Raw genomic sequence first — 25,627 nt, forward strand, 5'->3', positions numbered from 1 at the left:
ATTTCATTTTAAAATATAAATTACAAAATAATACTTCCATAAAGTAAAATATTTACTAAAACAAAAGAGGTTATGGTAAAAACAAAAAATGAATTGAAAGTTAATTCATTTTTTAAATATAAATAAAAATAATAAGCAACACATGCAAGAATTAAAATAGAATTAGCAACAATATCTAATGGTGAATATATAGTAAAATATTTAAATATAAAAACACAATAAAAATAAAAAGCAACATTTGATATATAAATAAAAAAATCTATTTTACTAAATTTCATAACCATAAATCCTTTGTAAATTATTAAGTAATATCCAAAATTAGTAAATTTCAATATATAAATTATTGTTTTATTATAAATTTATTAATAAATATTATTTAAATTTTAAAATTTTTCAAACTAAGTTTAATAATATTTTTATAAATATACTTAAAGTTAATATAAAATATACAAAATAATATTACACATAAATAATAACTTTAAAAAAAATAAATAGCCCTTATAAAAGGGCTTAAATTTATTCTCCTAAAGCTTCTTTTGCGTATTTAATACCTAAATCATAAGCCTTAGCATTTGCATCACGAGTTTTTGGTGGCACATGGCTTAACATAACTTCTTTTACTTTTTGAATATCCATACATTTACTCATATAAACAGCTATAGCAAGTGCAACAACTGATTGAGTAGCCACATTTCCAACTTCATCTTTAGCTATTGTAATAATCGGAATTTCAAGTATTTTAAATTTTTTTCTATCTTCTTCACTTGGTTTTACTAAATTTGGTTCAACCACTATTATCCCGCCTTCACAAACGCCATCTTTAAAACCTTTATAACCTTTTTGTGCAGTTGAAAGCATAAATGTAATTTCACCTTCTACTGCATAAGGAAACAAAATTTCATTATCGTCTAAAATAATATCAACCTTAGTTGGACCACCACGAACTTGAGATGTATATGTACTAGCCTTAATTGCATATCCACCTTGTTCTATCCAAGCAGCTGCTAAAATCTCGCCAGCGGTAATTACACCTTGACCGCCTTCTCCACCAAATCTTAACTGATGTTTCATTTAGCACCTCCTAAGGCATTTAAATCAACCATTCTTTTTTCTCTAGCTGCACGGCGAACTTCCTCATAAGCCTCACAATATTCTGCTTTAGCTTTGTTTTCATAAAGAATTCCACTAGGAAATTTACCAATTTTCTCCTCATCACTTAATTTTTCAAATTGAGCCTTATCAACAACCATACCCTTAATCCAGTCAAGAGTTTGAACTGCCTCTCCCATTTTATTTTTACGACCTAAATTAATATGGCAGTTACTAAAACAATCAATAAAGCTATAACCTTTATGAGCTAATGCTTTATAAATCATATTTTCAAGTTTATTAGCTTCAATAATATTACCACGAGCAACAAAACTTGCACCAGCTGCTTTTACTAATTCACAAGCATCAAAATTTGGGTCAATATTACCAAATTGAGCTGTAACGGTATAAAATCCTTGTGGTGTCATTGGACTTGTTTGAGAATTTGTAAGTCCATAAATAAAGTTATTAATCATAATATGCGTCACATCAATATTGCGTCTAGCAGCATGAATTAAATGATTACCACCAATTGCAGTTGTATCACCATCTCCAGTTACAACTATTACATGTTTAGTTGGATTAGCTAATTTAACACCAGTTGCGTAAGCAAGTGCACGACCATGAGTTGTATGAACTGTATTACAATTTACATATGAACTCATACGACCACTACAGCCAATACCACTTAATAAACATACATCATCCATACTCCAACCAATTTTCTCAATAGCACGAATTATACATTTTAAAACAACACCATCACCACATCCCCAACACCATTGTGTAGGCATTTTATCTACTCTTAAATATTCATTATAACTAAAAGCCATTAGAAACTCTCCTTTACTTTAGCTACTACTTCACTAGGTGTTATAGGACGACCATTTGCTCTATGTAAAGTAGCGAAATCATCTCTCTTACTTGCTCTTTGAATTTCTTCTAAATATTGTCCCATATTTAATTCTGTTACTAAAATTTTCTTAAATCTTGAGCAAACTTGCGCTATTTTTTTCTCATGAACCGGATATAAAGTAATTGGTCTAAACATACCAACCTTTATTCCATCTGCTCTAAGTCTTGTAATTGCTTCTTTTGCAGCACGAGAAACACTACCATAAGCAATAATACAAATATCGGCATCATCTAACATATATTCTTCATATAAAGAAATTTCATCTACTTTATTTTTTACTTTACCTATAAGTCTTCTCATATTATAATCAACTATTTTTCCATCTTCAGTTGGAAAACCTATATCTCCATGATGAAGACCAGTTATATGATAGCGATAACCTTTGAAAAAAGGATTTAGTGTAGCAGGTTCGTCCATATCGGCTTTGTAAGGTTTATAGTCTTTTGGGTCTCCCGTAAATTCACGGCGTGGTTCTATTTTCAAATCTTTTATATCTGGTAAACTTGCTTTACCATTCATATGTCCAACCGTTTCGTCCATCAATAAAAATACTGGGGTTGAATATTTATTAGCATAATTAAATGCTGTAACTGTTAAATTATAACTTTCTTCAAGACTAGCAGGTGCAATAGCAATATTTGCCATATCTCCATGGCTTGGACTTTTTGCTTGAAACAAATCACCTTGTGCAACACGAGTTGGAAGACCAGTTGATGGACCACCACGCATAACATTTACTATTACGATTGGAATTTCAGCTATATATGCAAGTCCTATTTGTTCAGCCTTTAAACTAATTCCAGGACCACTACTTGCAGTCATTGCTTTTGCACCACTCATAGCTGCACCTAATGCTACACTAATTCCAGCAATTTCATCTTCCATTTGAATGAACGTTCCACCAGCTTTTGGTAACATATGGCTTAATTCATGAGCTATCTCACTACTAGGAGTGATAGGATAACCACCAAAAAAATTACAGCCACAATCAATTGCAGCTTGCGCAATTAAATTATTTCCAGTTGATATAACTTCTCTCATATTTACCCTCTTTATAGTTTTTGAAAATTATTTGCTTTTATCTTTGCTGCTAATTCTTTATTTTCAGCAGTAAGTTTTGCAAATTTAAATTCTTTAGGATTTGCTACATAAATAGCAAAATCAGGGCAATGTAACTCACAATCTTTACAACCTATGCAATTTTCTGGATGAATTACTTCTATCATTTTTCCTAGAACTGCCGTAGGTTCATCTCTCATAGCAATTGCACCAGATGGACAATAGCTAACACATAAATTACAGGCTTTACAATTACTCTCATTCACCCATACAGGTGTATTTTCTGGAGCCTTCATATCCATTTTATTTTCCTTTCATAAGCCTAGATTATCTAGGCTTTAATTATTTTAAAATTTCTTTGATTTTTTTACCGATATCTGCAGGAGAATCAACTACATGAACTCCATAGCTTTTTAAAGCTTCTTTTTTAGCAGCAGCACTTTCGTCAGCACTTCCTACAATAGCACCTGCGTGACCCATTCTTTTACCTTTTGGAGCAGTTGCACCTGCTATAAATGCTACAACAGGTTTTGTGATATTTTCTTTTATAAATTTAGCAGCTTCAACTTCTAAGCTTCCACCAATTTCACCTATCATAACTATAGCTTTAGTTTCGCTATCTTTTTCAAATTCAGCTAATAATTCTTTATAAGCAAGACCTATGATTGGGTCTCCTCCAATTCCAACTGCAGTTGTAATTCCATAACCACCTAAAACAACTTGATTTGCTGCTTCATAAGTTAAAGTTCCACTTTTAGAAATTACACCTATATTTCCTTTTTTAAATATAAAGCCTGGCATAATTCCTAATTTACATTCATCTGCAGTGATAATTCCTGGGCAGTTTGGTCCAATGATTTTCATACCTTTTTTATTTGCATAAGCTTTTGCAAACATCATATCTTTTACAGGAGTATGTTCTGTGATTACTACTGCAAGTTTAATTCCTGCATCAGCAGCTTCAATGATACTATCTCCAACAGCAAAAGGAGGAACGAAAATTAAACTTGTATCAGCACCAGTTTTACTAACTGCTTCTTTAACCGTATCAAATACAGGCTTTCCTAAATGAGTTTCTCCACCTTTAAATGGAGTTACACCACCAACTATATTTGTGCCATAAGCAATACATTGTTCTGCGTGAAATGTAGCTTCTTTACCTGTAAAGCCTTGAACTATTACTTTTGTATTTTTATTTACTAATATACTCATTTTTTCTCCTTACTTTACTAAGCTTTTTACAATTTCAGCACCATTTGCAAAATCTGTTGCTGCGTGAATATTTTTAAGACCTGAATTATCTAGAATTTCTTTTGCTTCTTTAGCGTTTGTTCCATCTAAGCGAACTACTACAGGAATATCAATTTTAGTTGTTTTTGTAGCTTCTAAAACACCATTTGCAATTCTATCACATCTTACGATACCACCAAAAATATTTATGAAAATTACTTTTACATTCTTATCTCTCATAATAATCTCAAATGCTTTTGCAACGGTTTCAGCACTTGCTCCACCACCAACATCTAAGAAGTTTGCTGGTTTGCAGCCACTATAATTAATAATATCCATTGTAGCCATTGCTAGACCTGCACCATTTACCATACAAGCCACATCGCCATCAAGTTTTACATAACTTAAACCATATTTACTAGCTTCTAGCTCTGCTGGGTTTTCTTCTGTTTCATCTTTTAATTCTGCAATATCTGGATTTCTATAAAGACCACTATCATCAAAACTCATCTTAGCATCAAGTGCGAAAAACTCGCCTTCTGCAGTTTTGATTAATGGGTTAATTTCTACTAAATTTGCATCTTTTGCTAAATATAATTTATATAATTTATCTATAAATGTTATTAATTTTTTACCTTCATCTTTATTTAGACCTAAAACTTTTACTACTTCAAGTCCGTGAAACATTTTAAAGCCAATTGCAGGGTCAATTGTAACTTTTGCTATTTTTTCAGGTTGCTCTGCTGCAACTTTTTCTATATCCATACCACCTTCACTTGAAGCAATGATTGTGATTTTTTCTTCCATTCTATTAAATAATAGTGCTAAATAATATTCTTTAGCAATATTTGCACCACTTTCAATATAAAGTTTTCTAACAAGTTTTCCTTCTGGTCCTGTTTGATGAGTTACAAGGTTCATACCTAATATTTTTTCAGCATACATTTTAACTTCATCTAAATTCTTAGCGATTTTTACACCGCCACCTAAACCACGACCACCAGCGTGGATTTGAGCTTTTACAGCCCAAACACTTCCACCTAATTCTTTTGCGTTTGCAACAGCTTCTTCAACACTAAATGCAACCTTACCTTTTAAAGTAGGCACACCAAATTTAGCAAAAATTTCTTTTGCTTGATATTCGTGTATATTCATATTTTCTCCTTATCTTTTATAAAAAGAAAGGTTTAAAAAACCTTTCTTAAAAATATTAAATTGATTTTATTATATCATTAAATGTAATACTAGGTCTCATTAATTTATCAGCTTTTTCACCTAAATCATAGTAACCACCTAAGTCAACTGGCTTTCCTTCAGCTTGCATATATTCTGCAAAAATTTTATCGCTATTAGCATTTATCTTATCTGCTACTTCCATAAATTTAACTTGAATTTCTTTATCAGCATCTTGTTTTGCTAAAGAATTTGCTAAATATTTTGCAAAAAAGAAATGACTTGTTCTATTATCATTTTCTTTTACTTTTCTACTAGGTGCTTTATTTTCTTCTAAATACATAGAAATAGCTTCATCAAAAGCCTCTGCTAAGACTTTAGCCTTAGGATTATTTTTTTTAGCTTCGTATTCTAAAGAACTTTGTAATGCTAAAAATTCACCTAAGCTATCCCATCTTAAATGATTTTCTACCATCACTTGCTCAACTTGTTTTGGAGCTGAACCACCAGCACCTGTTTCAAACATAGCTCCGCCATTTAGCATTGGAACTATTGAAAGCATTTTCGCACTTGTTCCTAATTCAAGTATTGGGAAAAGGTCTGTTAAATAATCTCTTAAAACATTACCTGTAATTGATATACAATTTTTACCACTTCTAATTATTTCTAAACTTTTTTTGCAAGCATCGTATGGATTTAAAATTAAATATTTATTACCTAATCTATCTCTTACTAAATCAGCTAAAATTTTATTACTAGCTCTTTTTTCATCTAACCAAAAAATACCTTCTTCACCGCTATCAGCACATCTTTGTTCTGCTAATTTAATCCAGTTTTCAATAGCATCAGGCTTAGCTTGATTTACTCTATATATATCGCCTTTTTTCACATTATGACTTAAAACTACCTTGTCATCAATTTCAACCACATAAGTAGCATCACTATCAGCTATAAAAGTTTTATCATGTGAGCCATATTCTTGAGCTTTTTTAGCCATCAAACCAACATTACTAACTGAACCTACTTTACTAGGATTTATCGCACCATTTACTCTCATATCATCTAAAACTGCTTGATAAATTGTAGCATATGTTTGATCAGGAATAACGGCATTTGTATCCATTTCATCACCATTTTTATCCCATAATTTAGCACCATTTTTAAGCATTGCAGGCATTGAAGCATCCACAATAACATCGCTTGGAACATGAAGGTTAGTAATTCCATTATCAGAATTTACCATTGAAATAGGTGCACGAGTATTTAAAATTTCATTATATCTTTTTAATATTTCATCTTTTTTACTTGAATTTTCAACTTTAGCTAAAAGTTCTTTTAATCCATTATTAGGATTTACACCTAATTTTGTAAATTCATCACTAAATTCAGCAAATAAGTCCTTAAAATATACTTTTAATGCATGTGCGAATAATACAGGGTCACTTACCTTCATCATTGTTGCTTTTAAATGAAGCGAAAATAAAATATTTTCCTTTTTGCAATACTCAATTTGCTTATCATAAAACTCATCAAGCTTTGCAACATTCATAAAAGTAGCATCAATAATTTCATCTTTTACAACATCAAATGATTTTAATTCAGTTTTAACATTATTAACTATTTTATAAATAATAGCCTTAGAATTACTTGTAACTTTAAATGCTTTTTCATTTGAAAAAAAGTCATCACTACTCATACAAGTTACACAACTCTTACTATCCTTACTAAATGCTTTTGTTTTATATGGATTTGCTTTTGCATATTCTTTAACAGCTCTTGTACTGCGTCTATCTGAATTTCCTTGTCTTAAAACAGGGTTTACAGCTGAACCCAAAACTTTTGCATATGTATCTTTAATTTTTCTTTCTTCATCATTTTTAGGTTCATCTGGATAGTTAGGAACATTATAACCTTTTTCTTGTAACTCTTTAATACAAGCCTTTATTTGCGGAATCGAAGCTGATATATTTGGAGTTTTTATTACATTTGCTCCATCTTTTTTAACAAGTTCACCTAACATAGCTAAAGCATCATCAACTCTTTGCTCAGGTTTTAAATATTCTCCAAAATTAGCAAGTATTCTAGCTGATAAAGATATATCTGCTACTTTAACATCAATATTAGCATATTTTAAAAAAGCCTTAGCAATAGGTAGAAAACTAAAAGTCGCTAACGCTGGCGATTCATCCGTAAATGTATAATAAATACTCATTTTGTCTCCTTTTTAAATTTTTACTAAGACGATTATGTAATTTAAAAAGTAAAAAAAAGTAAATAAAAAAAATAATTTTTAAATTTATCTTTGCCTTGCAACCTCTTTTTCATGTTCAGATAAATTCGTGTTAAACTTGTGTTTACCGGTCTTTTTATCACGCATAAAATATAAAAAATTTGTCTTTTCAGGAGAAATTGCTGCTAAAATTGCAGGGGTAGAAACGTTACAAATTGCAACACTTGGAAGTCCTTCATTTTTATATGAATTAAACTCGCTATCATCATTCCTTATCATTTCTGGTGTAACCTTATTATGAGAATTCATACCATAATTTAGCATTCCATCCATTTGAAGTTTCATACCCTTATTTAATCTATTATAAATTACACTAGCTACAACTGGCATCTCTTCTTTATTCGCAGCTTCTTTTTGTATGATACTAGCGACAATTACAAAACGATAAAATTTATTTTCTTCATAATCTCCAAAAACTTTTTTGCTAATTTCATAATTACGCTTTTTTGTATTCTCTAATAAATATTTTATAAACAATTCTTCACTAATACCTAATGGTATTAAATAAGTATCAGGTGTTAATACACCTTCTTTATAATTTGATTGCAACTTCAATTCATTTAACAATTTATCAGGGTTTAATTTTAAACTAGGAGCAACTATTGTTCTTAAAAAATATTCACTGGTTTCACCTGGAATTAATGTGATTTTTACTAAAGCTGCTTTATTTATAGTAAGCTCATGTAAAAATTCAGCTCTTAATAAATTAGTGTTAGATATATTTATCCAACCACTCTGAGGGCTACCGAAAAACAATAACAAATATTGATCTAATTTTGAAAATTGCAATTTTGCATTATTTAAACTTGCTATAATCTTAGAATTAGAACCTTTAGGAATATAAACAACTGAATTTGAACTAACAGGCTGTAATAAATAAAATAACATCGCTAGGATAATAATGAAAAAAACATCTAAACCAATAAAAAAAATTTTAAAAATAGCCTTTGCATTCATTGCCTTAATATTAACCTTTGTACTCATATTAATTAATGGTATTTCAATTGATAAATTAAGTATTTTTAACATATCAATCAATAATTTTAGCTTAAAATTAGATAAAAAATTAACCTTAAATATTGATGAAGTTTATATAAAAAAAGCAAATAATGAAAATAGTTTAACAATGGATGATATAAAAAAAACTATATTAAATTTAAAAAAATACAAAAAAGTTTTGTTACTATTTAGTAAAATTGATATACATAACATAATAAATAATGAAAATAATTTTAAAATATTTTATAATCAAAAAATACTAAAAATATCAGCTAATGACTTAAATTTAAATATTAGTATTGACTTATATTCTAAAGAATTAGTTGCAAACATAAACACACTACAATATAAAAATTTAAATTTTACAGGCAATGTAATTTTTAATAAATTAACAAAAATTAATGGAAAATTAACTACTACAAATGATGATTTTAGTGTAGATATATCTTTAGAAAATATAAAAAATGATATAAATTTAAATCTTAAAAATATAATTATAAATAATAAAAATTCAAGCTTAGCACTAATAAAAGAATATATGCCACCAATTTTAGATGAGTGGATTATAAATAGGGTTCAATTTGATAAATTCACTGGTAATTTCACTATATCAATAAAAAACAATGAATTAGATGGTATTTTTGGTGATGGAAGCTTTACAAATGTAAATGCTAGATATAATGATAAAGCACCAATTGCTTACGCTGATAATATTAAAATAACTATGAAAAAATATTCATTACTAATAGATGGTGAAAATTTAAAAAGTCAAGGAAACCTAAAAGCGGATATTTTTAAATTATACATAGAAAATATTTTAAAACCTGATGTTTTAATAAACATAGAAGCTAAAAATACTTTATATAATAATGAAGTAGAAAAAATTATAAATGCTTTTGGAGTTAGCTTAGGAATTAATCAAACAAGTGGTAATTCAGATGCAAAAATACAAATCTTACTAAACAATAATCACACGCATAACATAAATATAATTGTTAACTCTAACGGTAGTTATAAATATAAAAATTTTGCATTTGATGCTAAAAATGTAAATATTAATATCAAAGATAAAATAATTAATATAACAGGCAATTTAAATGCGAAAAACATTAATGCCAATAATGTTAGTGTAATTTTAGACACAAATTCAAATATTGGAAATATCAATATTAAAAAATTAAAAATAAATTATGATGATTATTTTAATTATAATGACGAAGCTAACTTTGATTTGAACCTAAACACAAAAATGCTAACTTTCAAAAATATAAATACTGATATAATTTTACAAAATGATGCAAAAATAAAAATAGAATTGGATAAAATTTTAAAATATTCTAAAAAATTACAAGAATATAATTTTCAAAATGGAGAATTAGAATTATTTAATAAGGACAATGCCTTCTTTATAAATATTACAAATGCTACATTTGATTTAAATTTATATAAAAATAAAAATTTCAAAACAATTGAAGAAGCTAAAATATATATCAATTCATATGAGAATAAATACACAAAAGATGATTTTTATATAAGTATTTATCCTGAAAAAACAAAAGTTGATACCAAAAGTACAAATTTAAATGTTGTTATTGATAAAGATAATACTAATATAAATGTTAATAATATGTTAATTTTAACAAATGATATGAATAATAATTCTAATGAAAACTTAATATTAATTTTAAATAATTCACAAATTATATACAATGATTTTTTATTAAATTTTAAAAAACTTAAAATAAATAAAAACAATGAAATAAAAATAAGAGGTGAATTACTGGATAATTCTACTATAGTAGCATTAATTAAAAATGATATTTTACAAGCATATATTAGGAATTTACAAGGCACTACGCTAAATAATATAATATCTAAAAATATTTTTAATACTGGAACTATAGATATAGACTTAAGTGGAAAAAATATGAATGATTTTAATGGTCTTATTAATATAAAAGATGCTAGTTTAGCACACACAAAAAACTATGTAAATTTACTAGCAATAATAGATAGTATACCTAGCTTAATAACTATCAATAAACCTAATTTTACTAAAACAGGATTAGGAATAAAATTAGGTTCAATAGAATTTACTAAAAAAAATGATTTCATAGATATAAATAACATAAATATATTAGGATATAGCATAGATGCAAACGGCAAAGGTAGTATTGATATAAAAAATAACTATGCTAATATTACAACTAATATTTTTACATTAAAAGGCACGAACAAAATCATCGGCAACATTCCTATAGTAAAAGAGATTGTAATAGGAGAAAAAAATAATAAAATTGCAACACAATTAAAAATTACTGGTAAACTTGATGATTTAAAATTTCAAACATCAATAGCAAAAGATATAATAACTAGTCCATTTAATCTCATAAAAAATATAATAACATTACCAAAAAATCTATTAGATTTTTAAAAAAGCTAGATTAAAAAATCTAGCTTTAAAATCAATAAAAAATTATATGAACTTTTTGACTACCGTGAACGCCAAAAACTGTGATTAATTCAATATCAGCTGTTCTACTAGGACCTGCCAAATAAACTATATTTGTAGGTAATAATTCACCATTTTCATCGCATTCTTTTTTTATTCTTTCAAGACCAGTTGTAAGAGATTTTTCTATTTTAGTTTTATCTAATAAAACTATACATAATGTTGGTGCTAGACTTAACATTCTTGGTTGTTTTGCACTTGATTTTATGCAAGCAATACCATGTGAACTAATAGCAAATGCAGCATCAATTATAGAAAAATCGCTATGAAAAACCTCAGCCCTTAACTCTTCAATCGGCTTATTAAAACATATTTTCTTAGTAGCATTTATATTTTCTACATTAATGCTTAACCCATCTGGATATATCAATGATTTATAACCATAATTAGCAACAATATTATTAATCTCGTCAACCACCATATCTAAACCACTAACTTCATGAACTATAAATTTATTATCGCTCATCTTTGTTTTTGTTTCCTCTAATGGATTATCACTTTGTTTAATATGAACACTAGGATCAATACTAGGTTCATTTAATTCTTTTTTAATACCACACTCAACTGCATTTAAAATTTGTTCTTTTGAACGCTTGCTAATTTGTCTAATAATCTCATTCATATTTTACTCCTTCAAGAGTTTTTAACTCATCATAAAGATTGCCTTTAAGATTAGGTAATTTTTTATAATTAGCCCAATTTTTTAAGACAGGCAAGCTTGTTCCTAAACTTTGTAAAAGCCAATTAAATTTACTAGCATTTCCCATAGCCGTTCTCCATACTTTAGGGCTTGTAGCAAGACTTGCAAATTTTTCAAATCCATAACTTTCTAATTTAGAATGTTCTAATTCATTTGCTCCTAACGGTGCATTGTCTCCACCCTCTCCTACTTTATCACGGCGTAATTTTCTAATCATACTATCAAGTGGGATACAAACAGGACAAACCTCTGAGCACCTACCGCATAAAGAACATAAAGTTACAATATCTCCATGCTTATCCATTCCAAATAATTGCGGTGATATAACTTCTCCTATTGGTCCAGGATAAACAGCGTCATAACTATGACCTCCGATTTTATCATATACAGGGCAAAAATTCATACAAGCACCACATCTAATACAGCGAAGTGCTTCATAATAATCTTCATGACTTAAAATATTTGTTCTATGATTATTAAATAAAATAATATGCATTTCTTTTGGCCCATCTAACTCGCCTTCTTTTCTAGGACCTGTGATTATATTATTATAAGCTGGGATAAATTGTCCAGTTGCTGAAGGTGTTAAAAGCGTATCAGTTGTAGCTGCATCGCTAAATGTTTCAACTAATTTTTCAATACCACAAACACTTACATGAATATCAGGTGCAGTAGTACACATCCTACCATTTCCTTCATTTTCTATTAACCAAATAGCTCCAGCTTTAGATATAGCAAAATTTGCACCACTAATACCCATTTCTAGGCTTTCAAACTGATTTCTTAAATGCTTTCTTGCTATGGCGTTTAATTTTTCAGGTTCGTTTTCCTTGCTGGCACCTAATTTTTCTGCAAACAATTCACCTATTTCATAACGATTTTTATGTATAGCAGGGACAACTATATGAACTGGTGCTTCACCACCCAATTGCAAAATAAGTTCTCCTAAGTCAGTTTCAACAGCTTTTAAACCTTTATTTTCTAAATAATGATTTAAACCTATCTCTTCAGTGGCCATTGATTTTTGTTTTAATACTTTTTTAATATTTTTTTCTATCATTAATTGATAAATTATTTCACAAGCATCTTCTTTAGAATTTGCAAAATGAACTTGCATACCATTTTTAGTAGCATTCTTTTCAAATTCTAAAATTCTATCTTTTAGTGTAAATAAAGCATTATTTTTTGCTTTTTTAGCTTTTGCTCTTAATCCATCCCAGTCATTAAATTTAGCATCAACTAATTTTTTTCTATTATTTTGTAATGTATGCATAGCATTGCTTACATTTTCTCTCATTTGTTTATCTGATAACTTTGTTCTTATTAATTCGCTATGGTTTTTCATAATGACACCCCTTCCATACGAGAAACTAAAAAGTCATATAAATGATAACATTTAATATCAAGACCCATTTTGTCAATCGTTCCTTTAATATTCAATAAGCATCCACCATCAGCTGAAAGTATAATTTTTGCTCCACTATTTACAATATCATTTACTTTTGCAATAGCCATAGCATTAGAAATTTCAGGTTCTTTTACACTGAAAGTTCCACCAAAACCACAACATTCTTCTTCATACTTAAGCTCAACTAATTCTACGTTTTTTAATTTTTTCAATAAATTTTTGTTAGCTTCTATACTTTTTTGCACTCTAAAAGCATGACAATTCGTATGCCAAGTAACCTTAATAGGCTCTCCTTTATCTTCTATACTAAAACCTATTTTTTCTAAATATTGACTAAGTTCTATAACACGAGATGAAAAATTTTTAATCTTTTCATAATTTGAGTCATTTTTAAATAATTCTAAATAATCATGACTCATCATACCACCACAGCTTCCACTTGGAATTACAACTGGCAAATCTTCACTAAAAAGCTCAGCATTAAACAAAGCTATTTTTTTAGTATCCTTAAAATATCCTGTATTATAACTTGGCTGACCACAACAGGTTTGGTCTTTTTTAAAAATAACCTCAACTCCAGCACTTCTTAAAAGCTTTATAGAGTTTAAAACTGTAGTCTGCATAGCAGCAGTACCTAGACAGGTTGCATAAAAATATACTTTTTTTTGCATTTTTAACCCTTTTTAATAAAATATCTTAAATTATACTTATTAAAAATTATTAAAGGTTTAATTATGATATTTTATGTTACAATTATTTTAAATTTTGTAATTTTTTTAATACAATTGGTAGACAATAATTTTATGATTGTTAATTTTGCACTACATAGTAATTCTAAATTTTATACTTTTGTCACTTATGCTTTTTTACATTCTGATTTAGAACACATTATTATGAATATGTCAATGCTATTAATTCTTAGCCAGTTCTTAAAGTATTATAATCAAATAATAATATTTTTAGTATATATAAGCGGGGCTATAATATCTGCTTTATTGTATTATTATCTTATGAATTACTTTAATCAATTCTTTATTTTAGTAGGAGCAAGTGGAGCTATATATACTTTATTTGGATTTGCTAGTTATATTTTTAAACAAACTGGTTTTTTAATAGCTACAATAATAACTAGTGTAATTTCAGTTATATTTTTTGAAAATATTGCATGGCAAGCTCATATATTTGGTTTTATATATGGATATATTTGTGCTTATTTACTAAAAAATTAAATAAAAAAATGTATTATTTTTATAAAAAAAAGGAAGTAAAATGAGAAATTTTTTAAAAGGTTTTTTTATAGGTTTTGGAATAATGATATTTTTTGTTTTAGGAATTGTGGTAACTAAAGCATATGAATTACTAGCCATAAACAATAAAAGCACTATAGAAAGAGAAGTAGAAGTTACAAAAACAATAAAATACGATAATTATTTAGCTAATCCTAATTTTAATTCAAGCAAAGAATTAAGCATTAAAGAATATTTAAGTAATGAAGAAAAAAATGAAATAATTAATACATTTTCTAAAATATTAGAACTTGCTAATAATAGTGATATTTGTAAAGGTGGTAGTTATACATTGCAACAAAATATAGCATATAAAGATGGAATACAATTCCCTAGTGGTTTTTTATTTAAATCTGGATTTGAATGCAACTTTAGTAAAGAAAAAATTAAAAATTATGAAGAACTACTAAATAAATTTAATGAAGTATTAAAAGATAATAAATATATAACGCTTGATATTCCAGCAGTGAATGAAGTAATTAGCGATACTAATTTTACAAATATTAAAGAATCATTACACGATGAAATTTATGAAAAAAGTGAAGAGCTAAAAGAACATTATTCTAAAATATCTAACAAAATTTGTAAAGTTATAAATATTACATATGAAAACAATTCTTATCCATATGCTAGATATAAAAATGATATAATTTACAATATTCCTACGGTAGAAAAAGATATGATTGCAAAATTAAAAGCTAATATCAAAATAGAGTGCGAGTAATATTAATTACTGTTTAACTTTATTACATAACATTTAAAAATATAATTTTAAAAGGAATATATTATGAGTATTTTAACTAATGGCTGGGCAGCTTATGATGAAAAAGCTATATTTAAACCTATAAAATTTAAAAGAAGTGCGTTAAAAGATAATGAAATTTTACTAAAAACTCTTTATTCTGGAATTTGCCATAGTGATATACATCAAGCTAAAAATGAATGGGGAAGAACCGTTTATCCTATTATTCCAGGTCACGAAATAGTTGGTGAAGTAATTGAAATTGGTAAAAATGTAAAAGATTTTAAAATAGGTGATTACGCTGGTATTGGGTGTATGATAAATTCTTGCAAAACTTGCAATGCTTGTTTAGAATCAAAAGAACAATTCTGTGAAAATGGAGTAGTTTGGACATATAATAGCTGTAATCATTATGATGATAATGAGATTACAAAAGGTGGATATTCTGATAAAATAAAAGTTAGAGAAGATTTTGCTATTAAAATTCCACAAAATGCACCACTTAACTTAATAGCTCCACTTTTTTGTGCTGGAATTACTACATATTCTCCTCTTAAATTTTCAAATATAAAAAATAATGATAATGTTGCTATTGCTGGATTTGGTGGACTTGGTATTATGGGATTTAAATATGCTAAAGCTATGGGTGCAAATGTTAGTATTATTGCAAGAAATAATAAAAAAAAGGATATAGCATTAAAACTTGGAGCTAATGAATATTTTGATGATGTCAAAAAAATAAATAAAAAATTTGATATGATTTTAATAACAATTCCTGCAAAATATGATATTAATGATTATTTAAAAATATTAAAATACGGTGGAGAAATAGCAATAGTAGGATTACCACCTATAAATGAAGATGTTAGTATTAAAGTAAATCAATTAATGCCTATGGCTCATAAAAAAATATATGGCTCATTAATTGGTGGTATCAAAGAAACTAAAGAGATGCTTGATTTTTCATTAAAACATAAAATTTATCCTGAAGTAAAATTAATAAAAGCAAATGAAATTAATCAAGCTTACGATGAATTGCTAAATAGTGGAAGTGATTTTCGCTATGTAATAGATTTTAATGAATAAAAAACTAATATTAAGCCTAATATCGTTGGGCTTAATCTCATTTCTTTGTGTTTTAATTGAAACATCGCTTAATGTAACATTTCCATTTTTAATTAAAGAACACAATATAAATATAAATACAGCTTCGCTTTTAACCTCTATGTTTTTATTAGCTATTACATTGTTAATGCCGCTTAGCTCATTTATAATATATAAATTTAATACAAAAATCATATTTAATTTAATTATAACTTTATTTTTAATATCTTTAATAGCCTGTATAACTACTAATAATTTTTATGTATTACTTATAGCCAGAATTATTCAAGGCATAGTTGCAGGAATTGCACTACCATTAATGTTTAATATTGTAATAATAAAAGCACCTAAAAATTCATTTGGATTTTTAATGGGATTTTGCATTTTTTTAATCGCTTGTGCACCTGGTCTTGGACCAATATATGGTGGATTTATGATGAAATTTCATAATTTTAATAGTATTTTTATATATCTAATACCTTTTGTAATAATATCATTTATAATAGGAGTATTTAGCATTGATAATCTACAATGTCAAAGTAAAGTTAAATTTAATATACTAGAATACATTTTTATATTATTAATTATTGTAAGTTTAATTTTAAGTATAAAAAATCAAATTTATTTAATTTTATTCATAATACTACTAACAATATCAATAAAAATGAAAAACCAATTAATTATGTGCATTACAAACATAAATTATACTTCAGGTGCATTTGTAATATTTTTTATACAATTCATGGCTTTAAGCTTTTCGTTAATCTTACCAAATTATTTAATAAATATTTTAAATTTAGATAATTATAATGCAGGTAAAACAATGCTTATTGGGTGTATTATTGCTGCTATTTTAGCTCCAGTAAGTGGAAAAATTAGTGATAAACATAATCCTTTTATAATATCTACAATAGGAGTATTAATAATTATAATTTCAAATATTTTATTTTTATTACTTGATAAAAATTTATTAAATTTCTCAATTTCTTATACTATTTTTTCAATAGGTCAAGGATTATGTGCTAGTCCTATCATTTCACATATAATAAAAATATCTACAAATAAAACAAATGCTAATGCATTTTTTAATACATTTCAGCAATGCTTTGGTATGTTTGGTGTTATGATTTCATCATTAATTTTTAATAATAACTATATTTTAGGATTTAATCATGTAATAACATTGCTAATAATACTATCAGTAATCTCATTAATTCTAACACTAATAAGTTTTAAATTTAATCAATAATAAATTTATACACTACATCTTGTCTTTTTGATATTTGTTCTATAAAATATCTTATTTTTGAATCTTGTGTTAAAATTTTATCACTTACTTCATCATAAAAATAATATGGCAAATCATTGCTAACATTTTCCATCATTTTAAATCTAGTTAATAATATATTAATATCTGACTGTTCTAATGGACCTATTTTGTTATATTTAACATTCATATAATCATTTAAAGATATACATAAATTATTAATTTCTAATAAAGAATCTAATAATTTTGTATATGTTATTTTATTGCTTTTATTTTTGCTTTCTAATAAATAACCTTTTAAAATGGTAAAATTAAACAAAATTTCTTCTTCTTTATTTATAAAGTTTTCTTTTTTTAAAACACAATCTAATAAAATTTTCTGATTTACAATAATTCCTTTTAATATAGGTTTTATATTATCCTGACTTTTACTAGGCCATAAAAAAGAAAAAATATAAACTATAAAAAACGCTACTATAAAATCTATAACTCTAACAAAAATTAACTTTTCATAATCAAGCCCTAAACTAGCAAAAAATATAGCTAAATTCATCATTATAAAAATAGTAGCTATAAAATAAGGAAAATGTTTAAAATATATACAAGCAAAATATGATACGAATAATATAGGTATTAAAAACGAAGAATTAATAACAAAAATAATAAATAAACCCAATGCAAAACCTATAAGTGCTGCATATATCGTAAGTTTATTATTGATTGTAGTTGAATTTATAGTTTCTTTAAACAATGTAAAGACCCCCATAGCTATCCAAATTCCATGGTCAAGTTTAAAAAAAACAGCCAAAAACATAGAAAATGAAGTAGCTAAGGCTACCTTTATAGCAAATTGAAAATTTTTATCCTTAAAATTTAATTTATCAATAATATTTTTTAAATTAAATTTATTATTATCAGGTTTTAATTTTATCTCCCTTGAACCACCTAACCTAAAAATTTCAAATTTATAATACAAAACCTCAAGCGAAGAACAAAGTATAGGTAAGGTATTTAATTGTTTTAATCTATCAAAATAAAATCTACTTAAATTTACCTTTTCATCTTTAAAAATATGTTTTAATTCCTCTAAATTATAAATAATTTCTTTTTGTATATTTTTTACATGCGAATTTGTTTTATTTTTTCTTAAAAATGTCCTTAATGAAAATAATGTAAGCATTATTTCTTCACATTTTAACAAATAAAACATAGCTGTTTCTTGATGTTTTATCAAACTAGAGTCTTTAATATTTACAGAACGAGTTTCAAATAAATTTTTAAGCGCACCTAGTCTATTTGATATCAAACTCTGCCATTCATCATATTTATTATTATTGATATTTTCACTCATAAAAATTAAATCATTTAATAACATTAAAAAACTTTTTCTAGTAAATCCACCATATGTATAAAAAGTAAAAGTTCTAAACAATATAGCAATGCTAGAACCTATTATAATTGCAACAAAAGCATCATTAGCATTATAATTACCCATGCTAGAGCTAATCAATAATGCCATATGTAAAATCGTAATATAAATACCGATTCTTTGATAATCTAAATCAATAGAACTAGAAAAAACAACTAAAAACACCCATAAAAAACAAGGGATGAAAATATAAAAATCTAGCCTGACTAAAAACGGAACCATTAATGCAAACATTGCACTAAGAAACATAAAACTTGATAAAAGTAAAATTTTTTTTACGCCAATAGCATTTAAATTATTCATATAAAAAATAAAAACGCAAGATAATACACTAAAAATTAAATGATTACTATCTAAAATAAAATAACTAATAATGGTACATACTAATAAACCTATACTAGATTTTATAGCATAAAGCAATGAAAAATTACTTGGGTCATAAGTATGAAAAAATGCTTTAATTTTCAATATGATTTCATTATAGCCTATCATTTATTTATACCTAACTTCAAAATAATTAGTAATTTTATTTTTAAATTGTAATGCTTCAATTTTTCTTTTAAGTTCTTTATTTTCTTCTATTAAAACTTCTCTTTTATCTCTTAAATCAATATAAAATTTACTAGATTCATATATATGCAATCTAAGAGATATCAAAATAATTGAGCATATAGATATAACAATAAATTTCAAAACTATCTTTTTATTAAAATTCCATATAGAATAATCAATGTAATTATTTAGTAATTCTTCTTTTTCTAAATAACTCGTTCTTTTATCATCTTTCATTATTTATATAAAACACCCTAAGTTTAGCACAGCTTGCTCTTGAATTATTTTTAATTTCATCTACCGTAGGAGTAATAGGCTTTTTCGTAATTATTACACCTTTACTATGATTGTTACCACAAACACATCTAATAGTATTTTCATCACAAATACAATTTTTTGACCATCTTTTAAAAGTATCTTTAACTATTTTATCCTCTAAAGAATGAAATGTTATAAAACAAACTAAGCAATTATTTAATTTTTCTATTTCTTCTAAAAATCTAGTTAAAACACCCAGCTCATCATTTACTTCTATTCTTATAGCTTGAAAAACTAATGTTTTCAATGAAACTTTTCTATTATTTAACTTAGAATTACCTATAACAGCACTCAACTCTTTACAAGAATTAATTGGACGATTATTAATAATATTTGTTGCTATATCACTAGCAAGTTTATATGGTAATTCTGCATAATTCATAAAAATTTCACTTAATTTATCTTTAGAATAATTATTTACAATATATTTAGCATCTAAATTATTATCTTTATTCATTCTCATATCTAACTCTAAAGAATCAAAAGAAAAACCTCTATCGTCCTTATCTAATTGCAAACTAGATACACCTATATCAGCTAAAACAGCTCTAATTTCATTTTTATTTATTTTATTTAATATAAATTCATAATTAGTTTTAATAATATTTACTCTATTTGTAAATTTTGATAATTTTTGCTTAGAATATTCTATAGCCTCGTCATCTTGGTCACAAGCTATTAAATTTACAAATTGATTGTTTTCTAAAATAGCATTAGAATGACCAGCATACCCTAAAGTAGCATCTAAATAAGTACCTTTAATATCCTTAAAAAAATATAAAACTTCATCTTTTAAAACTGGAATATGAATTTGCAACTACAATACCTTAGCAATTTATTAATATAAATTGATATGATAAACAAAAGTTTTTAACGAGGATATAATATGAATGAAGAAATAATGAGATATGCAAAAATTATGTATGAAAAAAATTTTTTATATGGACTAGACGGTTCGATTTCTTATAAACTTGATAATGATAATTTTATCATAAATAAAAATTTAATATATAGCAATGACATTAATTATTTTACAAAACTTCAATTAAATAAAAACTATAAATATACATATGCTAGTAAAGATTCTTTATATCATTCATACATATATTCTAGTATTTCTCAAGCAAAAGTTATAGCCGTAATAGTTAGTGAAAATATCTTAAAAGCATGTAATTTAGGTATTCTTAATTATGACAACAAAAATATAATTATAAATTCTAACTTAATACTAGATAATAAAAATGAACTAATATCTCAATTCAATAATTTAAATAAAAAATATCTACTAATAAAAAATTTTGGATTATTAATATACGATAGAGATTTTAATACTTTATTTGCCAATATTTTCAAGTTAGATTTAATAACAAAAATTTATTCTTAATCTATTAAAACAATTAACGCCCATTAATATTTATAAGTTAGGATTTACGCTTAATTTAGCATATAATAGGATAAAAAATGATAACTTGGATGCAACGTCATAAAAAATATTTAGTTATTACTATATGGATTAGTGTTATTGCCTTTGTAGGAGCTGGTTTTGTTGGCTGGGGTAGCGTAGATCTAAATACATCAAGAAGTAATTATGTAGCAAAAGTAGGAAATTTAGGAATAACACATAAAGAATTTCAAAATAAGTACAGTGAATTATTTTCTATACAAAGTCAGCTAAGCGATGGCGAATTAACTCAAGAACAAGCTTTAAAATTAGGTTTAGACAAACAAGCTTTAATAACACTTGTAAGAAATAAACTGTTATTAAATTTCGCTTACGACTTAGGACTATATGCAAGTGATGAAGAAGTATTACAATCTCTTATGAATAATGAATATTTTCATAAGGATGAAAATAATAAAATTTTTGATAAAGAAAAATATAATTTGTTTCTAAAAAATATTAATCTTAAGGCTAGTGAATTTGAAGAAAGTATAAAAAACGATATTGTAATTCAAAAATTAATTAATCTACTAAAAATACCAAATAATAGTGAAGAACTAAATTTAATAACAGCTAGTTTATTTATGCAAGATGAAATAAATATGAAGATTATAACTACTGAAAAAGTAATTCCTAATGAGAATGAAATTAAAGAATACTGGAATAAACATAAAGACAATTATAAAAGCGAAATAACAAAGACTTTTTCAGTATACACTATAGAACCAGAAGTAAATTTAAATGATTCCGAAATAAAAGAATACTGGGAGAATAACAAAAATAATTACAAAGATGAAGACGGAAAAATAAAAGACTTTAATGATGTTATTGAACAAGTTAAAAATGATTTAGGACTAGAAAAAACTGAAAAAGTAGCTAAAATAAAATATAAAGAATTAAAAAATAACGAAATTAAATTTACAAGTACAATAACACAAAATTTAAATTCATCATTTGCAACAAAGTTAAATTATCTATCTGAAAATCAAATTAGCAAACCTTTTATAGAAAATAACAAATATAATATAGTAAGATTAGATAAAATTAATCAGTCTAGTATTTTAGAATATGAAGATGCAAAAATAATGGCAAAAGAGGATTTAGAAGATGAATTATTTAAAGAAAAATTACAAAGTCTAGCTAAAAAAGAATTAGAAAACAATAAAATATCAGGAGAAAATATAGGTTTCATCTCTAAAAATTCTAAGAATATAACTAAATTGTCTGATACTGAATTTTATACTTTCATAAACAATGTATTTTCTAATAATGAAAAAAAATCTTTTGTTTTACTAAATGATAAAGCAATAGTTTATGAAATAATTTCACAAAAATTAGAAAATGAAAAAGAGTTAAACGAGAACAAAATAGCATTAAATGATGAGATAAGTGTTTTAAAAACAAATGTTATACTGAATGAATTATTAATAGAATTAGAAAAAATTTATAAAATTAAAAATTATTATAAAGGTAGTGAACTTTGAATATTTTAGCAATTGATTTAGGTTCAAGTTTTATAAAAACTGCTATAGTTAAATTTGATGGCGATGGAATTAAATTATTAAGTATTTTTAAAACTCCAACCTACGGTATTAAATCAGGTAAAATAACAAGTATAGAAGATGCCAGCAATTCTATAAGAAGAGCTGTAAAAGGTGTTAAAGAAAGTATTAGTGTAAATAATGACAAAACTGTTGTATCAAAAAGTTTAAGTGTGAATATTGATAAAATAGTAGTTTCCATTAGTGGGGCTTATACAAATTCATTAAAAGGTTTTTCAGAATTAACATTAGATACCGACGGTGCAACAATTACTAGAAAAGATATTGAAAGAGCTATAGAAAATTCTAAAATCTCTGCAGGAATACCAAAAGAGCAAATACCTATACATGTTTTACCTTATAAATTTAAGGCGAATAATACTGATAATATTGAAGACCCATTAGATATGAGAGCATCTAGTTTTAGACTAGAAGCAAATATTATAACTATGAATAAAAACGATTATGAAAACATAAAACAAATATTATCAATAGCAGATATTAATAAATATGATTTGGTATCATCAATTTATGCTAATTCTTTATACTGCTTAAATTCGGATGAAAAAGAAAATGGTGTAGCTATAATTGACTGTGGAGCTCAAGTATGTGATATTGCTATTTATTCTTATAATTCATTAATTTGGATGAATCATTTTCCATTTGGTTCTGCACATATTACAAATGATATAGCTAAATTTTTAACTATCACAAATGAAGCAGCTGATAAAATTAAGCTCCAATTTTATGCATTTAAAAATGGAGAAAACAATGCGGTAGATTATTATAAAACTGGTTCAACGACAAAAGACACTGTATCGGTTGATACAATAGCTAAATGTGTAAACTCAAGAGTTGATGAAATGCTAGAATGTATTTATGCTAGCATAAGCGATAGTCAATATGAAAGATATGTTTCAAGTGTTGTTTTAACTGGTGGTTGTGCTAAATTTGGTGATATCTCAGAAAAAGCATTTCCTAAGTTTAATAATAAAGCAGTAAGAACTCTTATAAATAAAAATAAATTTTTCATAGGAGAAAGTGAATATTATACACAACCTGAATATACTTGTTTGTTTGGCTTGTGTATGTATGCTAGTGGATTTCATACAAAATATGAACTGAATTCAAATGGAATTTTACTTGTTAAGCAAAAGAAAAAGGATTTTGATATAATAGATAATTATCAATCTATTGAAAATACAATCAAAAAAACCGATTTAAATAATGAAGATAATATTGAAATTGATATTAAATTAAATGATATAGAAGAAAATAATAAAAACGTAAAAAAGGAAATAAAAATAGAGGGTATAAAAATTGAAAAAAATAAAATAAAAGAAAAAAATTTTTTTCAAAAAGCTTGGGAATATATTTGTGAAACCTTAGAGAGGAGATTTTAGTAATGGATAATAATATAGATTTTGAAGTAACGGAGAATATTGTGAATTGTGGTGTCAACATAAAAGTAATAGGTGTAGGTGGTGCTGGTGGTAATATGATTAACCACATAATTAATACTTGTAATTTTGCTTCCAACATAGATTTATTAATTGCAAATACGGACTTACAAGATATTAATAAATCAAAGGCTGAAATAAAAATACAATTAGGAATAAAAAAAACCAACGGACGTGGTGCTGGAATGATTCCAGAAGTTGGTAGAATTTCAGCTGAAGAAGCAGAAGAAGAAATAAAAAAACACCTTATAGGTACAGAATTATTATTCATTGCAGCAGGTCTAGGAGGTGGAACAGGTACTGGTGCAGCACCTGTAATAGCAAGAATTGCTAAATCTTTAGGAATATTGGTTGTTTCAGTCGTTACAATTCCTTTTAAATATGAACAAAAAGTTAGAACAAAAGTTGCATTAGAAGGATTAGTTGAACTAAAAAAAGAAAGCGATTGTGTAATACAAATTCAAAATGATAAACTAATTGCTATTGCTCCTAAAAATTTAAATGCTAAACAAGTATATGCCTTCGTTGATGAAGTATTAGTAAATGCAGTAAGTGGTATCATTAATGTATTACTTGAAGAGGGCGATCAAAATATTGACTTTGCAGATGTTAGAACAATAATGACACATAGAGGGATAGCTTTAATGGGTATGGGTAAAGCTACAGGAGAAAACGCTATTATAGAGGCTTATGAAAATGCTATAGATACACCATTACTTGATACTTGCAATACAAATTTAAGCCAAGCTAAAGGTATAATTGTATTCTTTAAGTATGGTGTTAATGCTCCTTTCCTTCAGCTTGCTGAAACTATGACATCTATTAATAGCCAAGAAAAAGAAGATTGCAAAGTTATTTGTGGGCATAAACTATCTATGGATTTAGACCCTGATACTGTTGAAGTTACTATTATCGCAACTGGTTTTGATGAAACTAGAGAAGAAGAGATGAAAATAGAAGAAGATAAAAGAGCACAAGAAATACAAGAAAGTCAAATGAAACAAGCTCATATACAAAGAGTTAGTGGTGGTATAAACAAACTTGATTACAAAAATATTAATTATGATGAACCGACTTTTATAAGAAGAAGTAAAGATTAAGGATTATCCTT

The 25,627-nt window shown here is 26.2% G+C and carries 24 protein-coding genes; 9 read left to right on the plus strand and 15 right to left on the minus strand.

Features of this window, described 5'->3' with window-relative positions; genetic code table 11:
- Positions 1–20: 20 nt before the first annotated feature.
- The 9 genes from NY022_RS03020 to mltG form a co-directional block, all read right to left on the minus strand.
- Complete coding sequence (locus tag NY022_RS03020) at positions 21–278, minus strand: hypothetical protein (protein ID WP_267523493.1); 258 nt, start codon at positions 276–278, stop codon at positions 21–23.
- Between the two features lie 238 nt (positions 279–516).
- On the minus strand, positions 517–1,071 hold the full coding sequence (locus tag NY022_RS03025) for a 2-oxoacid:acceptor oxidoreductase family protein (protein ID WP_267523494.1): 555 nt from the start codon (positions 1,069–1,071) through the stop codon (positions 517–519).
- Positions 1,068–1,922, minus strand: a complete 855-nt coding sequence (locus tag NY022_RS03030) for a 2-oxoglutarate ferredoxin oxidoreductase subunit beta (protein WP_267523495.1) — start codon at positions 1,920–1,922, stop codon at positions 1,068–1,070. Before NY022_RS03030 ends, NY022_RS03025 begins: the two co-directional genes overlap by 4 nt.
- Complete coding sequence (locus NY022_RS03035; protein WP_267523496.1) at positions 1,922–3,046, minus strand: 2-oxoglutarate synthase subunit alpha; 1,125 nt, start codon at positions 3,044–3,046, stop codon at positions 1,922–1,924. The genes NY022_RS03030 and NY022_RS03035 overlap by 1 nt, the downstream gene beginning before the upstream one ends.
- Before the next feature lie 11 nt (positions 3,047–3,057).
- Positions 3,058–3,366, minus strand: coding sequence for a 4Fe-4S binding protein (locus NY022_RS03040; RefSeq protein WP_267523497.1), 309 nt, complete (start codon positions 3,364–3,366; stop codon positions 3,058–3,060).
- 40 nt (positions 3,367–3,406) lie between these two features.
- On the minus strand, positions 3,407–4,276 hold the full coding sequence (sucD, locus tag NY022_RS03045) for a succinate--CoA ligase subunit alpha (protein WP_214118506.1): 870 nt from the start codon (positions 4,274–4,276) through the stop codon (positions 3,407–3,409).
- Positions 4,277–4,285: 9 nt separating this feature from the next.
- Positions 4,286–5,449 carry an ADP-forming succinate--CoA ligase subunit beta gene (gene sucC, locus NY022_RS03050; RefSeq protein ID WP_214118504.1) on the minus strand — a complete coding sequence of 388 codons (1,164 nt, stop codon included), beginning with the start codon at positions 5,447–5,449 and terminating at the stop codon, positions 4,286–4,288.
- Between the two features lie 55 nt (positions 5,450–5,504).
- Positions 5,505–7,679 carry an NADP-dependent isocitrate dehydrogenase gene (locus tag NY022_RS03055; RefSeq protein ID WP_267523498.1) on the minus strand — a complete coding sequence of 725 codons (2,175 nt, stop codon included), beginning with the start codon at positions 7,677–7,679 and terminating at the stop codon, positions 5,505–5,507.
- 84 nt (positions 7,680–7,763) lie between these two features.
- Positions 7,764–8,762, minus strand: a complete 999-nt coding sequence (mltG, locus tag NY022_RS03060) for an endolytic transglycosylase MltG (RefSeq protein WP_420707982.1) — start codon at positions 8,760–8,762, stop codon at positions 7,764–7,766.
- On the opposite strand from mltG, the gene NY022_RS03065 reads away from it, so the two are divergent.
- Positions 8,659–11,190, plus strand: coding sequence for an AsmA-like C-terminal domain-containing protein (locus NY022_RS03065; RefSeq protein WP_267523500.1), 2,532 nt, complete (start codon positions 8,659–8,661; stop codon positions 11,188–11,190). The genes mltG and NY022_RS03065 overlap by 104 nt on opposite strands.
- Positions 11,191–11,221: 31 nt before the next feature.
- Here NY022_RS03065 and NY022_RS03070 read toward each other — a convergent pair whose 3' ends face one another.
- From NY022_RS03070 to NY022_RS03080, 3 genes are read right to left on the minus strand one after another with little or no spacing between them, the layout of a single operon-like run.
- A complete protein-coding gene (locus tag NY022_RS03070) occupies positions 11,222–11,890 on the minus strand; it encodes a LutC/YkgG family protein (protein ID WP_267523501.1) in 669 nt (222 codons plus the stop codon).
- Entirely contained in the window at positions 11,883–13,313 is a 1,431-nt protein-coding gene (locus NY022_RS03075) for a LutB/LldF family L-lactate oxidation iron-sulfur protein (RefSeq protein ID WP_267523502.1), read from the minus strand. The genes NY022_RS03070 and NY022_RS03075 overlap by 8 nt, the downstream gene beginning before the upstream one ends.
- Positions 13,310–14,047 (minus strand): (Fe-S)-binding protein, encoded by a 738-nt coding sequence (locus tag NY022_RS03080; RefSeq protein ID WP_267523503.1) that lies wholly within the window; start codon positions 14,045–14,047, stop codon positions 13,310–13,312. The genes NY022_RS03075 and NY022_RS03080 overlap by 4 nt, the downstream gene beginning before the upstream one ends.
- Positions 14,048–14,179: 132 nt before the next feature.
- Here NY022_RS03080 and NY022_RS03085 point away from each other — a divergent pair, with 132 nt between their 5' ends.
- The 4 genes from NY022_RS03085 to NY022_RS03100 all read left to right on the plus strand — a co-directional run bounded on the left by NY022_RS03085 (position 14,180) and on the right by NY022_RS03100 (position 17,757).
- Positions 14,180–14,605: a rhomboid family intramembrane serine protease gene (locus NY022_RS03085; RefSeq protein ID WP_267523504.1), complete on the plus strand. Its 426-nt coding sequence runs from the start codon at positions 14,180–14,182 to the stop codon at positions 14,603–14,605.
- Positions 14,606–14,645: 40 nt separating this feature from the next.
- Positions 14,646–15,386, plus strand: coding sequence for a hypothetical protein (locus tag NY022_RS03090; RefSeq protein ID WP_267523505.1), 741 nt, complete (start codon positions 14,646–14,648; stop codon positions 15,384–15,386).
- A gap of 63 nt (positions 15,387–15,449) precedes the next feature.
- Positions 15,450–16,490, plus strand: coding sequence for an NAD(P)-dependent alcohol dehydrogenase (locus NY022_RS03095; RefSeq protein WP_267523506.1), 1,041 nt, complete (start codon positions 15,450–15,452; stop codon positions 16,488–16,490).
- Positions 16,483–17,757 (plus strand): MFS transporter, encoded by a 1,275-nt coding sequence (locus tag NY022_RS03100; RefSeq protein ID WP_267523507.1) that lies wholly within the window; start codon positions 16,483–16,485, stop codon positions 17,755–17,757. The genes NY022_RS03095 and NY022_RS03100 overlap by 8 nt, the downstream gene beginning before the upstream one ends.
- Here NY022_RS03100 and NY022_RS03105 read toward each other — a convergent pair.
- From NY022_RS03105 to rsmH, 3 genes are read right to left on the minus strand one after another with little or no spacing between them, the layout of a single operon-like run.
- Positions 17,747–19,696 (minus strand): FUSC family protein, encoded by a 1,950-nt coding sequence (locus NY022_RS03105; RefSeq protein WP_267523508.1) that lies wholly within the window; start codon positions 19,694–19,696, stop codon positions 17,747–17,749. The genes NY022_RS03100 and NY022_RS03105 overlap by 11 nt on opposite strands.
- Positions 19,697–19,993, minus strand: a complete 297-nt coding sequence (locus tag NY022_RS03110; RefSeq protein WP_267523509.1) for a hypothetical protein — start codon at positions 19,991–19,993, stop codon at positions 19,697–19,699.
- Positions 19,983–20,891, minus strand: coding sequence for a 16S rRNA (cytosine(1402)-N(4))-methyltransferase RsmH (gene rsmH / locus NY022_RS03115; RefSeq protein WP_267523510.1), 909 nt, complete (start codon positions 20,889–20,891; stop codon positions 19,983–19,985). Before rsmH ends, NY022_RS03110 begins: the two co-directional genes overlap by 11 nt.
- A 69-nt stretch (positions 20,892–20,960) precedes the next feature.
- Between rsmH and NY022_RS03120 the strand changes: the two genes are divergently transcribed.
- The 4 genes from NY022_RS03120 (at position 20,961) to ftsZ (ending at position 25,616) form a co-directional block, all read left to right on the plus strand.
- On the plus strand, positions 20,961–21,458 hold the full coding sequence (locus NY022_RS03120; RefSeq protein WP_267523511.1) for a class II aldolase/adducin family protein: 498 nt from the start codon (positions 20,961–20,963) through the stop codon (positions 21,456–21,458).
- A gap of 77 nt (positions 21,459–21,535) precedes the next feature.
- Positions 21,536–22,999 (plus strand): peptidylprolyl isomerase, encoded by a 1,464-nt coding sequence (locus tag NY022_RS03125; protein ID WP_267523512.1) that lies wholly within the window; start codon positions 21,536–21,538, stop codon positions 22,997–22,999.
- Positions 22,996–24,459, plus strand: coding sequence for a cell division protein FtsA (gene ftsA, locus NY022_RS03130; protein WP_267523513.1), 1,464 nt, complete (start codon positions 22,996–22,998; stop codon positions 24,457–24,459). Before NY022_RS03125 ends, ftsA begins: the two co-directional genes overlap by 4 nt.
- 2 nt (positions 24,460–24,461) lie before the next feature.
- On the plus strand, positions 24,462–25,616 hold the full coding sequence (gene ftsZ / locus NY022_RS03135; RefSeq protein ID WP_267523514.1) for a cell division protein FtsZ: 1,155 nt from the start codon (positions 24,462–24,464) through the stop codon (positions 25,614–25,616).
- Positions 25,617–25,627 lie beyond the last annotated feature (11 nt).

The organism is Campylobacter sp. MG1 (genome assembly GCF_026616895.1).
Classification (GTDB): domain Bacteria; phylum Campylobacterota; class Campylobacteria; order Campylobacterales; family Campylobacteraceae; genus Campylobacter_E.

Bases quoted from the DNA above. Each gene is read 5' to 3' on its own strand.
- NY022_RS03020 (WP_267523493.1), bottom strand. From the start codon at position 278: ATGAAATTTAGTAAAATAGATTTTTTTATTTATATATCAAATGTTGCT.
- NY022_RS03025 (WP_267523494.1), bottom strand. From the start codon at position 1,071: ATGAAACATCAGTTAAGATTTGGTGGAGAAGGCGGTCAAGGTGTAATT.
- NY022_RS03030 (WP_267523495.1), bottom strand. From the start codon at position 1,922: ATGGCTTTTAGTTATAATGAATATTTAAGAGTAGATAAAATGCCTACA.
- NY022_RS03035 (WP_267523496.1), bottom strand. From the start codon at position 3,046: ATGAGAGAAGTTATATCAACTGGAAATAATTTAATTGCGCAAGCTGCA.
- NY022_RS03040 (WP_267523497.1), bottom strand. From the start codon at position 3,366: ATGGATATGAAGGCTCCAGAAAATACACCTGTATGGGTGAATGAGAGT.
- sucD (WP_214118506.1), bottom strand. From the start codon at position 4,276: ATGAGTATATTAGTAAATAAAAATACAAAAGTAATAGTTCAAGGCTTT.
- sucC (WP_214118504.1), bottom strand. From the start codon at position 5,449: ATGAATATACACGAATATCAAGCAAAAGAAATTTTTGCTAAATTTGGT.
- NY022_RS03055 (WP_267523498.1), bottom strand. From the start codon at position 7,679: ATGAGTATTTATTATACATTTACGGATGAATCGCCAGCGTTAGCGACT.
- NY022_RS03065 (WP_267523500.1), top strand. From the start codon at position 8,659: ATGAAAAAAACATCTAAACCAATAAAAAAAATTTTAAAAATAGCCTTT.
- NY022_RS03070 (WP_267523501.1), bottom strand. From the start codon at position 11,890: ATGAATGAGATTATTAGACAAATTAGCAAGCGTTCAAAAGAACAAATT.
- NY022_RS03075 (WP_267523502.1), bottom strand. From the start codon at position 13,313: ATGAAAAACCATAGCGAATTAATAAGAACAAAGTTATCAGATAAACAA.
- NY022_RS03080 (WP_267523503.1), bottom strand. From the start codon at position 14,047: ATGCAAAAAAAAGTATATTTTTATGCAACCTGTCTAGGTACTGCTGCT.
- NY022_RS03085 (WP_267523504.1), top strand. From the start codon at position 14,180: ATGATTGTTAATTTTGCACTACATAGTAATTCTAAATTTTATACTTTT.
- NY022_RS03090 (WP_267523505.1), top strand. From the start codon at position 14,646: ATGAGAAATTTTTTAAAAGGTTTTTTTATAGGTTTTGGAATAATGATA.
- NY022_RS03095 (WP_267523506.1), top strand. From the start codon at position 15,450: ATGAGTATTTTAACTAATGGCTGGGCAGCTTATGATGAAAAAGCTATA.
- NY022_RS03100 (WP_267523507.1), top strand. From the start codon at position 16,483: ATGAATAAAAAACTAATATTAAGCCTAATATCGTTGGGCTTAATCTCA.
- NY022_RS03105 (WP_267523508.1), bottom strand. From the start codon at position 19,696: ATGATAGGCTATAATGAAATCATATTGAAAATTAAAGCATTTTTTCAT.
- NY022_RS03110 (WP_267523509.1), bottom strand. From the start codon at position 19,993: ATGAAAGATGATAAAAGAACGAGTTATTTAGAAAAAGAAGAATTACTA.
- NY022_RS03120 (WP_267523511.1), top strand. From the start codon at position 20,961: ATGAATGAAGAAATAATGAGATATGCAAAAATTATGTATGAAAAAAAT.
- NY022_RS03125 (WP_267523512.1), top strand. From the start codon at position 21,536: ATGATAACTTGGATGCAACGTCATAAAAAATATTTAGTTATTACTATA.
- ftsZ (WP_267523514.1), top strand. From the start codon at position 24,462: ATGGATAATAATATAGATTTTGAAGTAACGGAGAATATTGTGAATTGT.